Below are 13,424 nucleotides of genomic sequence, written 5' to 3'. Positions count from 1 at the left end.
TCGCGGAGAGCCAACGATGTCTGGGAAGCTGGAAAAAGTCCTGATCGCCAACCGCGGGGAAATTGCCCTGCGGATCCTGCGTGCCTGCAAAGAGCTGGGCATCAAGACCGTTGCCGTGCACTCCACGGCCGACCGCGAACTGATGCACCTGGGCCTGGCAGACGAGTCGGTCTGCATTGGTCCTGCTTCGTCCAAGGATTCGTACCTGCACATCCCGGCGATCATCGCCGCGGCTGAAGTGACCGGCGCTACCGCCATTCACCCGGGTTACGGCTTCCTGGCGGAAAACGCCGACTTCGCCGAGCAGGTGGAGAAGTCCGGTTTCGCCTTCATCGGCCCGAAAGCCGACACCATTCGCCTGATGGGCGACAAGGTTTCGGCCAAGGACGCGATGATCAAGACCGGCGTTCCGACCGTACCGGGCTCCGATGGCCCGCTGCCGGAAGACGAAGAGGTCGCCCTGGCGATCGCCCGTGACGTCGGCTACCCGGTGATCATCAAGGCCGCCGGTGGCGGTGGTGGTCGCGGTATGCGCGTGGTGCACAAGGAAGAGGACCTGATCGCCTCGGCCAAGCTCACTCGTACCGAAGCCGGTGCCGCCTTCGGCAACCCGATGGTCTACCTGGAGAAGTTCCTGACCAACCCACGTCACGTGGAAGTTCAGGTGCTGTCCGACGGCCAGGGCAACGCCATCCACCTGGGCGACCGCGACTGCTCGCTGCAGCGCCGTCACCAGAAGGTCCTGGAAGAAGCACCTGCCCCGGGCATCGACGAGAAAGCCCGTCAGGAAGTGTTCAAGCGCTGCGTCGATGCGTGCGTCGAGATCGGCTACCGCGGTGCCGGCACCTTCGAATTCCTGTACGAGAACGGCCGTTTCTACTTCATCGAGATGAACACCCGCGTGCAGGTTGAGCACCCGGTGTCGGAAATGGTCACCGGTATCGACATCGTCAAGGAGATGCTCAGCATCGCCGCTGGCAACAAGCTGTCGATCCGCCAGGAAGACGTCGTGATCCGTGGCCACTCGCTGGAGTGCCGTATCAACGCCGAAGACCCGAAGAAGTTCATCCCGAGCCCAGGCAAGGTGAAGCACTTCCACGCCCCGGGCGGCAACGGTGTTCGCGTCGATTCGCACCTGTACAGCGGTTACTCGGTTCCGCCGAACTACGATTCGCTGATCGGCAAGCTGATCACCTACGGCAAGGACCGCGACGAAGCCATGGCGCGCATGCGCAATGCCCTGGACGAGATCGTCGTCGACGGCATCAAGACCAACATCCCGCTGCACCGCGACCTGGTGCGTGATGAAGGTTTCTGCAAAGGCGGCGTCAACATCCACTACCTCGAGCACAAACTGGCCAACCAGGAGTGATCGCGTTAGCGTGATGCATGAAAACCCCGGCCCCAGTGCCGGGGTTTTTTATTGCCTGTCAGGGCCTCATCGCCGGCAAGCCGGCTCCCACAGATTCAGTGGGGTATCTGTGGGAGCCGGCTTGCCGGCGATTGGGCTGCAAAGCAGCCCCCCCTCAATTCATGCACAAACCCCCGCACTCGCGTAAACTGCCAGCCTTCGCGCAGCCTCGGGCTGCCCCTGTCGATTTACCAAAGGTGCCCGCCATGCCTTGGCTGCAAGTACGCCTGGCCATCAGCCCGGAACAAGCCGAAACCTACGAAGACGCCCTGCTCGAAGTCGGCGCCGTCTCGGTCACGTTCATGGACGCCGAAGATCAACCGATCTTCGAGCCCGACCTCAACACCACGCCGCTGTGGTCGCACACTCACCTGCTGGCGCTGTTCGAAGCCGATGCCGTGCCAGAGGCCGTATTCGCCCACCTGCGCCTGCTGACGGGCACAGAACTGCCCGAGCACCACGCCGAGGTGATCGAGGACCAGGACTGGGAACGCAGCTGGATGGACAACTTCCAGCCGATGCGCTTCGGCCGCCGCCTGTGGATCGTGCCGAGCTGGCACGAGGCCCCGGAAAAGGACGCGGTCAACCTGCTGCTCGACCCGGGTCTGGCCTTCGGCACCGGCACCCACCCGACCACCGCGCTGTGCCTGGAATGGCTCGACGGCCAGCAGCTCGAAGGCACCCAGGTGCTGGACTTCGGCTGCGGCTCGGGCATCCTGGCCATCGCCGCGCTGCTGCTCGGCGCCCGTGAAGCCGTTGGCACCGACATCGACGTGCAGGCGCTCGAAGCCTCGCGTGACAATGCCCAGCGTAACGGCATCGCGGATGAGAAGTTCGCGCTCTACCTGCCCGAGCACATGCCAGCGATGCAGGCCGACGTGCTGGTCGCCAACATCCTCGCTGGCCCCTTGGTTTCCCTGGCGCCGCAACTGTCCGGCCTGGTCCGCCCAGGTGGCCTGCTGGCGCTGTCGGGCATCCTCGCCGAACAGGGTGAGGAAGTGGCCGCGGCCTATGCCGTCGACTTCGAGCTGGACCCGATCGTCGTGCGCGACGGCTGGGTGCGCATCAGTGGTCGCCGCCGCTAAGCGGGCCTAGAATTAACCTCTGCACAGCTCCCGGATTGCCGCATGACCGACAGTTTCGTCACCCAGTGCCCGCATTGCCAGACCAGCTTTCGCGTCACTCATCACCAGCTGAGCGTAGCGCGCGGTGTGGTGCGCTGCGGCCACTGCCTGCAGGTGTTCAATGCGGCAAAACAGTTGCTGGAGCAGAATCGCGCCAAGACCGGCAGCGCACCTGCGTTGCCTGCGCAACTGCCCGCCGAGGCGCCGTCTGTGCCCGCCCCTGCACCCAACGAACGACCACCGGTCGAACCCGAGGACTGGGCGGCCACCGTCCAGGCCCTGGATGAGCTGGACCTGGACGAGGAGCTTGCCCGCCTGGAGCGTCGCGACCAGCCCGCCGAACCCCGTACAGCCCCCGCAGAGGACGCCCTGCAGGCACGCCGAGACGAGCCGCAAGCAGACGACCTCGGCGCTGCACCGTTCGGCACCGCCACCGACGATCGCCTCGAACCGCAAGCGCTGGACGAGCCCGCGCCGGTCCTGATGGACCAGGAGCTGCTGGCACTCGAGCCAGAACCCGGGGACCGCACCGAGCCGACGCTGGGCGCCAGCCTCGACCTGGACTTCGAGGATGAGCCTGCTGCACACCGGGCAGCCGAGCACGATGACGCCCGCGACTTCTCCGAGCCGCTGCCTGACGATGACGCGATCATTCACGAAAAGGGCCTGAGCGCCCGTGATGACGACGAAATCGATATCCACCTGTCGGCCCGTGACGACGACCCTGTCGAACCGCTGCCCAGCGAGCGCCTGGAGCCTGGCTTTGCCGCCAAAGCCGAGCGCCCGTCCCGCAAGGAGCCACTGGTCGATGTGGTCGACGACCCGTTGCAACTGGGCTGGGAAAAGCCCAAGGCAAACTGGGGCAAGCGCCTGTTGTGGGGCGTGCTGACCCTGCTCGCCGCTGGCCTGCTGGCCTTCCAGTACGTGTGGTTCCATTTCGACGAACTGGCCCGCCACGACCAGTACCGCCCGATCTTCCAGCAGCTGTGCCCAGTGCTTGGCTGCGAAGTGCCGACCCGCGTCGATATCGGCCGGATCAAGAGCAGCAACCTGGTGGTGCGCAGCCACCCGGACTTCAAGGGCGCACTGATCGTCGACGCGATCATCTACAACCGAGCCCCCTTCGCCCAACCGTTCCCGTTGCTGGAGCTGCGTTTCGCCGACCTCAATGGCCAGCTGATCGCCAGCCGTCGCTTCAAACCCAGCGAATACCTCTCCGGCGAGCTGGCCGGCCGTGGCGAAATGCCCAGCCAGACGCCGATCCACATTGCCCTGGACATCCTCGACCCGGGCCCCAAGGCCGTGAACTACAGCCTCAGCTTCCGCTCCCCCGAATAACCCATCGCCGGCAGGCAGGCTCTTTGGGAGCCGGCTTGCCGGCGATGAGGCCCGCACAGGCGGCATACAGCAGTATCGGCATAAGCCGACAACTGTTCAGAATTTATCCAAATCCATCTTTATCCGGTCACCGAGAGCGGGTATCATGCCAACCCTTTTTCGACTCCAATGATTCGGCCCCACAACAGGGAACACCTATGTCGGCGGTACGCATCGGCCAATACACACTACGCAACAACCTGATCCTCGCGCCCATGGCCGGGGTCACGGACCAGCCTTTCCGTACACTTTGCCAGCGCCTGGGCGCAGGCATGGTGGTGTCGGAGATGGTCAGCAGCGACATGAGCCTGTGGAACAGCCGCAAGTCGAGCCTGCGTCGCATCCACGAAGGTGATCCCGAGCCCCGCTCGGTACAGATCGCCGGGGGTGACGCGCAGATGATGGCGGCGGCGGCCCGGGCCAACGTCGAAGCGGGTGCCCAGATCATCGATATCAACATGGGCTGCCCGGCGAAAAAAGTCTGCAACAAAGCCGCAGGCTCTGCTTTATTGAGAGATGAAGCACTGGTCAGCGAGATCCTCCACGCCGTTGTCGGCGCGGTGGACGTCCCGGTGACCCTGAAGATTCGTACCGGCTGGGACCGGGCGAACAAGAACGGCCTGAACGTGGCGAAGATCGCCGAACAGGCAGGCATCCAGGCGCTGGCGGTACATGGCCGCACACGCGCCGATCTGTACACCGGCGAAGCCGAATACGACACCATCGCTGCCATCAAACAGGCGGTGTCTATCCCGGTTTTTGCCAATGGCGATATCACTTCGCCAGAAAAGGCCCGGGCGGTGCTGGACGCCACCGGGGTCGACGGTCTGCTGATCGGCCGGGCTGCCCAAGGGCGTCCCTGGATCTTTCGCGAGATCGCGCATTACCTGGCGACCGGCGAGCATTTGCCAGCCGCCAAGCTGGACGAAGTGGAACGTATCCTGCTGGAGCACCTGGCCGCGCTGCACGCCTTCTATGGCGATGTGATGGGCGTTCGTATCGCCCGCAAGCACGTTGGCTGGTACCTGGCAACACGACCCGGCGGCAAGGAGTTTCGCTCCCGGTTCAACGCTTTGGAAGACACACAAGCGCAGTGCGCCAACGTTCGTGGGTATTTCAACGAACGTCGACAGAGCCTTGAGACAGAGGACGAACAAGGGGTGGCCGCATGACGATGATGACCGAGACATTAGTGAGTGGAACAACGCCCGTGAGCGACAACGCCAACCTCAAACAGCACCTCAATACGCCTAGCGAAGAGGGCCAGACCCTTCGCGACAGCGTCGAGAAGGCGCTGCACAACTACTTCGCACACCTGGAAGGCGCTACCGTCACTGACGTGTACAACCTGGTGCTCTCCGAAGTCGAGGCGCCCCTGCTCGAAAGCGTGATGAACTACGTAAAGGGCAACCAGACCAAAGCCAGCGAGATGCTCGGGCTCAACCGTGGCACCCTGCGCAAGAAGCTCAAGCAGTACGACTTGTTGTAAGGCCAGAATCCCAATCAGAAAAGGCGGCTCCTGCGAAGGAACGCCTTTTTTGCTGACTCCACCGCGTTATTGGAACCCGAAATGACCGACCAGACTACCCGCCTGCCAGTCCGCCGCGCCCTGATCAGCGTCTCCGACAAGACCGGTATCCTCGAATTCGCTCGTGAGCTGCAACAGCTCGGTGTCGAGATCCTGTCCACCGGCGGCACCTACAAGCTGCTCAAGGACAACGGCGTCAACGCGGTGGAAGTGGCCGACTATACTGGCTTCGCCGAAATGATGGATGGCCGGGTCAAGACCCTGCATCCGAAGATCCACGGCGGCATCCTCGGCCGTCGCGGTGTCGACGACGCCATCATGAACGAGCACGGCATCAAGCCGATCGACCTGGTCGCCGTCAACCTGTACCCCTTCGAAGCCACCATCGCCAAGCCCGGCTGTGACCTGCCGACTGCCATCGAGAATATCGACATCGGCGGCCCGACCATGGTCCGTTCGGCTGCCAAGAACCACAAGGACGTGGCCATCGTGGTCAATGCCAGCGACTACGCCAGCGTCCTCGAAGGCCTCAAGGCCGGCGGCCTGACCTACGCCCAGCGCTTCGACCTGATGCTCAAGGCGTTCGAGCACACGGCCGCCTACGACGGCATGATCGCCAACTACATGGGCACCATCGACCAGGCCAAAGAGGCCCTGTCGACCGAAGGCCGCAGCGAGTTCCCGCGCACCTTCAACAGCCAGTTCGTCAAAGCCCAGGAAATGCGCTACGGCGAGAACCCGCACCAGAGCGCGGCGTTCTACGTCGAAGCCAAGAAAGGCGAAGCCAGCGTTTCCACCGCCATCCAGTTGCAGGGCAAAGAGCTGTCGTTCAACAACGTGGCCGACACCGATGCTGCGCTGGAATGCGTGAAGAGCTTCGTCAAGCCGGCCTGCGTCATCGTCAAGCACGCCAACCCGTGCGGCGTGGCGGTTGTGCCTGAAGACGAAGGCGGCATCCGCAAGGCCTACGACCTGGCCTACGCCACCGACACCGAGTCGGCGTTCGGCGGCATCATCGCCTTCAACCGTGAGCTCGATGGCGAAACTGCCAAAGCCATTGTCGATCGCCAGTTCGTCGAAGTGATCATCGCCCCGAAAATCTCCCAGGCTGCTCGCGACGTGGTCGCTGCCAAGCAGAACGTGCGCCTGCTGGAATGTGGCGAGTGGCCAGCCGAGCGTGCTGCCGGTTGGGACTTCAAGCGCGTCAACGGTGGCCTGCTGGTGCAGAGCCGCGATAACGGCATGATCACTGCCGATGACCTGAAGATCGTCACCAAGCGTGCGCCGACCGAGCAGGAGATCCACGACCTGGTGTTCGCCTGGAAAGTCGCCAAGTTCGTCAAGTCCAACGCCATCGTCTATGCCAAGCAGCGTCAGACCATCGGCGTCGGCGCCGGCCAGATGAGCCGCGTCAACTCCGCACGCATCGCTGCCATCAAGGCCGAGCATGCTGGCCTGCAGGTACAAGGCGCGGTCATGGCCTCGGACGCGTTCTTCCCGTTCCGTGACGGCATCGACAATGCGGCTAAAGTGGGTATCAGCGCCGTGATCCAGCCCGGTGGCTCGATGCGTGATGCTGAAGTTATCGCGGCTGCCGACGAAGCTGGCATCGCGATGGTGTTCACCGGCATGCGCCACTTCCGCCACTAATCAAATGCCAGGCTGATCGCCGGCCTTGTAGGAGCGGCCTTGTGTCGCGAAAGGGCCGCAAAGCGGCCCCCGGATTCAAGCATTGCCGCATGAGACCGGGGGGCTGCTTTGCAGCCCTTTCGCGACACAAGGCCGCTCCTACAGGGCTAGGCGATCGCCGCCAAACAGAGGTTTTGACATGAAAGTTTTGATCATCGGCAGCGGCGGCCGTGAGCACGCCCTGGCCTGGAAAGTCGCCCAGGACCCACGCGTCGAGAAAGTCTTCGTCGCCCCGGGCAACGCCGGCACCGCCACCGAAGCCAAGTGCGAGAACGTCGCCATCGACGTCACCGCCCTGGAGCAACTGGCCGACTTCGCCGAGAAGAACGTCGACCTGACCATCGTCGGCCCAGAAGCGCCGCTGGTCATCGGTGTGGTCGACCTGTTCCGCAGCCGCGGTCTGGACTGCTTCGGCCCGACCAAGGGCGCAGCCCAGCTGGAAGGCTCCAAGGCGTTCACCAAGGACTTCCTGGCTCGCCACAAGATCCCGACCGCCGACTACCAGAACTTCACCGAGATCGAGCCTGCCCTGGCCTACCTGCAGGAAAAAGGCGCACCGATCGTGATCAAGGCCGACGGCCTGGCCGCCGGCAAGGGCGTGATCGTCGCCATGACCCTGCAGGAAGCCGAAGACGCCGTGCGTGACATGCTCGCCGGCAACGCATTCGGTGAGGCCGGCTCGCGCGTGGTGATCGAAGAGTTCCTCGACGGCGAGGAAGCCAGCTTCATCGTCATGGTCGACGGCCACAACGTGCTGCCCATGGCCACCAGCCAGGACCACAAGCGCGTCGGCGACCAGGACACTGGCCCGAACACCGGTGGCATGGGCGCCTACTCGCCTGCGCCAGTGGTCACCGCCGACGTGCACCAGCGCGTGATGGACCAGGTGATCTGGCCGACCGTGCGCGGCATGGCCGAAGAAGGCAACGTCTACACCGGCTTCCTGTACGCCGGCCTGATGATCGACAAGGCGGGCAACCCCAAGGTCATCGAGTTCAACTGCCGCTTCGGCGACCCTGAAACCCAGCCGGTCATGCTGCGCCTGGAGTCGAGCCTGGTGCTGCTGATCGAAGCAGCTTTCGCCAAGGCCCTGGACAAGGTCGAAGCACAGTGGGATCCGCGTCCGAGCCTGGGTGTGGTGCTGGCAGCCGGTGGCTACCCGGGCGACTACGCCAAGGGCGATGTGATCAACGGCCTGGATGCAGCGGCCAAGATCGAAGGCAAGGTGTTCCACGCCGGCACTTCGCTCAAGGATGGCCAAGTGGTCACCAATGGCGGCCGCGTGCTCTGCGCCACGGCCATGGGCAGCACCGTTGCCGACGCTCAGCAGCAGGCTTACCGCCTGGCCAAGGAAGTGAACTGGAACGGTAGCTTCTACCGTACCGACATCGGCTACCGGGCCATCGCCCGCGAGCGCGGTGAACACCAGCAGTAAGCTTTTGCGGATCGCCGCAACGCGTTGTGCGTGCGGCGTTCGGCTCGTCGACAAGGCCCCCTGTGGGCCTTGCCTTCGACTTGGCGCGCCGCGCATAGTTAATACCCGGCACATCAGCTAGGAAGGGATCTCGTAGTGCGTCGGCTTCGGATTGCCACAGCCCTCATCGTCAGCTTGCTGACCCTGCTCTGCCTGCTCCCGGCTTCTGCCGAGCAAGGCGGAGGCTGGTCCGTTTTGCTCGACGAACAGGCCAGTCTGCAATTGAGCGACGTTCGCTCCGATCGCTATCGCAGCCAGTTCAGCCCGATCACCCTCGGCGAGCTCGATGCCGCCCCTGCGGAACAGGCCCTGTGGCTGCATTACCGCCTGGAGCCGGGCAATCAAGAGCAACTGCTGCGGATTTTCGCCCCCGACCTTTCCCACCTGGACCTGTACGCCCTCGACGGTGACAAGCTGCTACGCCAGCTGCGCCATGGCCGCCAGGCCGGCAACGCCAGCCCGACCCTGCGCGGCAGCGACCACATACTGCCCCTGCCCAACAGCACGCACACCCTGGATATCTACCTGCGCCTGGTCTCCGAGCACCAGTTGCGCCCGGCCATCACCCTGGAGCCCGCGGCTGTAGCCGCTTCCGACCACAGCGAGGCGCTGCTGTTCGGTATGCTCTTCGGCGGCTTGCTGATGCTGATCCTGCACAACCTGATCCGCTTCCTCTACAGCCGATCCAGCACCACCCTGATTCTCGCCCTGTACCATGGCCTGATGCTGCTCAGCGGCCTGATCCTGCTCAACCTCAGCGGCCCCTGGTGGCACCTGTGGCACAGCGCGCAAACCCCGGCCGCCTACCTGACCCTGGTCCTGGCTGGCCTGTCGGGCCTGTATTTCACCCAGCACTTCTTCTCGCCCTGCAACTCGCCCCGGCTCAACCGCCTGCTGCATGGCGAGATGCTGGTCACTGCCGTCAGCGGGCTGATCCTGCTGTTCGTCGACACCCTGCCGCTCAACCTGATGACCTACGCCCTGCTGGCCTTGGGCAGCACGACCATGCTGCTGGTCAGCAGCTATCACTGGTACAAAGGCTACGCGCCGGCACGGCTGTTCTCCATCGCCATGCTGGTGTTCAACCTGGGCGGCCTGGTGCTGCTACCGGCCCTGCTCGGCCTGACCCGCACCTCGACGCCCTGGCTGCTGTGCATCCTCATGGGGCTGACCGTGGCGTGCGGTCTGCTGCTCAACCTGGCGGTCAGCGAGCGCCTGCGGCGCATGAGCGAAGAACGTTTCAGCGCCAGCCGCGCGCTGGCTGCCAGCGATGCCGAAATCAATGCCAAGGCCGAGTTCCTGGCCAAGATCAGCCACGAGATCCGCACCCCCATGAACGGGGTGTTGGGCATGACCGAGCTGCTGCTTGGCACGCCGCTGTCGATCAAGCAGCGCGACTATGTGCAAACCATCCACAGCGCCGGCAACGAACTGCTGACGTTGATCAACGAGATTCTCGACATCTCCAAGCTCGAGTCGCGCCAGATCGAGCTGGACGACGTGCAGTTCGACCTCAACGCCCTGATCGAAGACTGCCTGAACATCTTCCGGGCCAAGGCCGAGCAACAGAACATCGAGCTGATCAGCTTTACCCAGCCACAGGTGCCGCGCGTCATCAGCGGCGACCCGACACGGCTGCGCCAGGCCTTGTCGAGCCTGCTGGAAAATGCGCTGAAGAACACCGACCACGGCGAGATCCTGCTGGTGGTTGCACTGGATCAACGCGGCGAGGTGCCGCGCCTGCGGATCGCCGTGCAGGACAGTGGCGAACCGCTGCCTGCCGCCGAGCGCGAAGCACTGCTGCAGGCCGAGCTGCACAGCCACCACTTCCTTTCCAGCAACAAGCTCGGTGGCCACCTCGGCCTGGTGATCGCCAAACAGCTGATCGGCCTGATGCAGGGCGAATTCGGCATCAAGAGCAGCACCAGCATGGGCAACACCCTGTGGCTGACCCTGCCGCTGGACCCTTCGCGCCTGGAGCAACCCCCGGCCGACCTCGACGGCCCGTTGCGCGATGCGCGGGTGCTGGTGGTCGATGACAACGACACCTGCCGCAAGGTGCTGGTGCAACAGTGCAGCGCCTGGGGCATGAATGTCAGCGCAGTACCGTCTGGCAAAGAAGCCCTCGCGCTGTTGCGGACCAAGGCGCACCTGCGCGACTACTTCGATGCCGTGTTGCTCGACCAGAACATGCCAGGCATGACCGGTATGCAACTGGCCGCCAAGATCAAGGAAGACCCGAGCCTCAACCACGACATCCTGGTGGTGATGCTCACCGGCATCAGCAATGCCCCGAGCAAGGTCATCGCCCGTAACGCCGGGGTCAAACGCATCCTCGCCAAACCGGTAGCCGGCTACACCCTGAAAACCACCCTGGCCGAAGAACTGGCCCAGCGCGGCCGCGAGCAGGCCGTGCCGGCAAGCCTGCCGGGCACCCCATGCGCAACGGAGCTGCCAGGCGATTTCCGCGTTCTGGTCGCCGAAGACAACAGCATCTCGACCAAGGTGATCCGGGGCATGCTGGGCAAGCTGAACCTCGAACCGGACACCGCCAGCAATGGTGAAGAGGCCTTGCAGGCCATGAAGGCGCGGCGCTACGACCTGGTGCTGATGGACTGCGAAATGCCGATACTCGACGGGTTCTCGGCCACCCAGCAGTTGCGCGACTGGGAAGCCGCCAACCAGCGCCAGCGCACCCCGGTGGTGGCGCTGACCGCGCATATCCTGGCCGAACACAAGGAACGCGCACGGCTGGCCGGCATGGACGGGCACATGGCCAAACCTGTGGAGCTGTCGCAGCTGCGCGAGCTGATTCAGTACTGGGCAAAACAGCGCGAAGCAAAGGCTGACGATCCGCTGCACACCTCCTGAACTATAGTGGCTGGATCCACCGTTTCACGGGTAAGTCCTCCCCCCGACGGCCCAGCCAGGAATCTCGCTCATGCTCCATGAGTTGTTCAGTGTCTACCTCAAGATGCTCGTGCTCTACAGCCCGTTCTTCGTGCTGTCGTGCTTCATCAGCCTGACCCGTGGCCACTCCAGCAAGGAGCGCAAGCAGCTGGCCTGGAAGGTGGCCTTTGCCGCGCTGGTCGCCAGCGTGTTGCTGTACCTGTTCGGGCGAGCGATCTTCGGCATCTTCGGCATCACCGCCGACGCCTTTCGCATCGGCGCCGGTAGCGTGCTGTTCATCTCGGCCCTGGGCATGGCCCAGGGCAAGCCGGCCGTGCAGGCCGACAACGTGCAGCAGGATGTGACCATCGTGCCGCTGACCATCCCACTCACGGTGGGTCCCGGCACCATCGGTGCATTGCTGGTGATGGGCGTGGGGCAACCGCATTGGGACGACAAGCTGCTGGCCATCGTCAGTATCGCCCTGGCCAGTTTCACCGTAGGCCTGGTTTTGTACCTCTCGCATGGCATAGAGCGGCTTCTTGGCGATCAAGGCCTGCAGATCGTCAGCCGGTTGATGGGGCTGTTCGTCTGCGCCCTGGCGGCGCAGATCATCTTTACCGGAATCAAGGGCTACCTGGTGTCCTAGACCTCCATTGAGTGGATTTCCTTGAGCGCGATCTTTACCAGCGCACGCTCGACCCCACTGCGGCGCTCCTGGTCGAACAACCGTGTATTGAAACGCACAAGCTCGGCGGTAACGCGCATGTCCTGGCGCTCGCGAAACAGAAAGCCCGTCGTGAAGGCAGAGCTGTCGCCAGCTTCGTGATACAGGACGATGTCAACGTAGTTGCTGCTCACAGGGGCACAGGACAAGAGCTGAAACTGCGCCCGCTCCTTGCTTCGGGATTCAAAATGCAGCAATGGCTTGCCGTTCTTCTTCAGTGCCTCGAACGTCAGTGACATGTGGCGGGAGTGGACGCTTCCAGCGACAGCATCGATCTTGCTCAGTACCTGGTCTACAAGTACCACGCGCTGTGGATCGGGCCAGTGAACCTGTTCCGCCGTCTTCGCGTCCCACCCCAGATACATCAGCTTCCTCAGGTAGTAGCGATACTGTTCTTCGGCAGTTGCCTGCGCCATGTCTTTCAGGGTCACGGTCTCAGCCCACAACGAGGCGAGCTTGACCGCCTCACGCTGCCTCTGACTGGTTCCGGGGATGAAGGAAACAAGGCTGGCCCCCACGACTGCGGCTTCATGTTGCTCCATTGCCATCCTCCCCCTTCAGCGTGCCCAGGTTCCTGATGTTCCCCGCCTGCTGCTTGCGCTCGAGCAGCGCGTGCAAATCGTGGCGGATCGATTGCGTCACGTATTCGCCCAATGTGGCGACGCTCTCGCGCAGGTCTATGCCGTCGGACAGGTCACTGCCCAAAGCCAGCCCGCACAGGTCCATCGAAGGGCCGGGAAGCAGAACGCCCAGCTCACAGACGACGCCGTTGGCTTTTTCGTGTTCGCCCATGGTGAAAGCCCTCATCTGTTGCTGAACCTCCTGCGAAAGCCTGGTCATAGCCGCCTGCAAGTAACCGCAGAGGCTGGGGTGACGAGCCTGCAAATGACTCTTGAGAAGGTCGGCCGGCGTTGGCGGAGCGCCTTCCTGCAGGCTCAGGTAATCACTTCGACTATGGGTGAAGGTCCAACCCCGCTGTTCCAGGGCCGTGCGGTAGCCGCTGTACCAGCGAGCGAAGTTGGCAAAACGTGAACCATTGAGTTTGTCTGAACGCAACTGGGCGAACAGCACGGAGTCCAGCGCATACTGCTGGTCTTGCAGTGCCGTGTCCGCGACCAACAAGGCCGTGCCGCCAACGAGCCACAAGGAATAGGTTTCCTCACTCATCGGAGTACCTCGAATTTCAAGTACAGAAAAAGAAGAAC

At 63.4% G+C, this 13,424-nt stretch carries 11 protein-coding genes; 9 read left to right on the top strand and 2 right to left on the bottom strand.

Annotated features, from left to right (window positions below):
* Positions 1–16 precede the first annotated feature (16 nt).
* The 9 genes from accC to ACIPZB_RS12165 all read left to right on the top strand — a co-directional run bounded on the left by accC (position 17) and on the right by ACIPZB_RS12165 (position 12,141).
* Positions 17–1,372: an acetyl-CoA carboxylase biotin carboxylase subunit gene (gene accC / locus ACIPZB_RS12205; RefSeq protein WP_008093082.1), complete on the top strand. Its 1,356-nt coding sequence runs from the start codon at positions 17–19 to the stop codon at positions 1,370–1,372.
* Between the two features lie 245 nt (positions 1,373–1,617).
* A complete protein-coding gene (gene prmA, locus ACIPZB_RS12200) occupies positions 1,618–2,496 on the top strand; it encodes a 50S ribosomal protein L11 methyltransferase (protein ID WP_400640385.1) in 879 nt (292 codons plus the stop codon).
* Positions 2,497–2,538: 42 nt separating this feature from the next.
* Positions 2,539–3,873, top strand: a complete 1,335-nt coding sequence (locus ACIPZB_RS12195; RefSeq protein WP_400640384.1) for a DUF3426 domain-containing protein — start codon at positions 2,539–2,541, stop codon at positions 3,871–3,873.
* A 197-nt stretch (positions 3,874–4,070) separates the two neighbouring features.
* Entirely contained in the window at positions 4,071–5,084 is a 1,014-nt protein-coding gene (dusB, locus tag ACIPZB_RS12190; RefSeq protein WP_008093077.1) for a tRNA dihydrouridine synthase DusB, read from the top strand.
* Complete coding sequence (gene fis, locus ACIPZB_RS12185; RefSeq protein WP_008093076.1) at positions 5,081–5,401, top strand: DNA-binding transcriptional regulator Fis; 321 nt, start codon at positions 5,081–5,083, stop codon at positions 5,399–5,401. Before dusB ends, fis begins: the two co-directional genes overlap by 4 nt.
* An 81-nt stretch (positions 5,402–5,482) precedes the next feature.
* On the top strand, positions 5,483–7,090 hold the full coding sequence (gene purH, locus ACIPZB_RS12180) for a bifunctional phosphoribosylaminoimidazolecarboxamide formyltransferase/IMP cyclohydrolase (RefSeq protein ID WP_400640383.1): 1,608 nt from the start codon (positions 5,483–5,485) through the stop codon (positions 7,088–7,090).
* A 178-nt stretch (positions 7,091–7,268) separates the two neighbouring features.
* Positions 7,269–8,564 (top strand): phosphoribosylamine--glycine ligase, encoded by a 1,296-nt coding sequence (gene purD / locus ACIPZB_RS12175; protein ID WP_400640382.1) that lies wholly within the window; start codon positions 7,269–7,271, stop codon positions 8,562–8,564.
* Positions 8,565–8,699: 135 nt separating this feature from the next.
* Positions 8,700–11,474 (top strand): response regulator, encoded by a 2,775-nt coding sequence (locus ACIPZB_RS12170; protein ID WP_400640381.1) that lies wholly within the window; start codon positions 8,700–8,702, stop codon positions 11,472–11,474.
* Between the two features lie 70 nt (positions 11,475–11,544).
* The gene (locus tag ACIPZB_RS12165) at positions 11,545–12,141 is read left to right on the top strand and encodes a MarC family protein (RefSeq protein ID WP_400640380.1); all 597 of its coding nucleotides are present in this window, start codon (positions 11,545–11,547) and stop codon (positions 12,139–12,141) included.
* Here the strand turns inward: ACIPZB_RS12165 and ACIPZB_RS12160 are convergent.
* Positions 12,138–12,761 carry a hypothetical protein gene (locus ACIPZB_RS12160; protein ID WP_400640379.1) on the bottom strand — a complete coding sequence of 208 codons (624 nt, stop codon included), beginning with the start codon at positions 12,759–12,761 and terminating at the stop codon, positions 12,138–12,140. The two genes, ACIPZB_RS12165 and ACIPZB_RS12160, sit on opposite strands and share 4 nt — an antisense overlap.
* Positions 12,748–13,386, bottom strand: a complete 639-nt coding sequence (locus ACIPZB_RS12155; protein ID WP_400640378.1) for a hypothetical protein — start codon at positions 13,384–13,386, stop codon at positions 12,748–12,750. The genes ACIPZB_RS12160 and ACIPZB_RS12155 overlap by 14 nt, the downstream gene beginning before the upstream one ends.
* Positions 13,387–13,424 lie beyond the last annotated feature (38 nt).

Origin of the sequence: Pseudomonas sp. NPDC089396, assembly GCF_044749545.1 — a bacterium.
Lineage (GTDB): Bacteria > Pseudomonadota > Gammaproteobacteria > Pseudomonadales > Pseudomonadaceae > Aquipseudomonas.
This window is presented reverse-complemented; position numbering and strand designations above follow the sequence as displayed.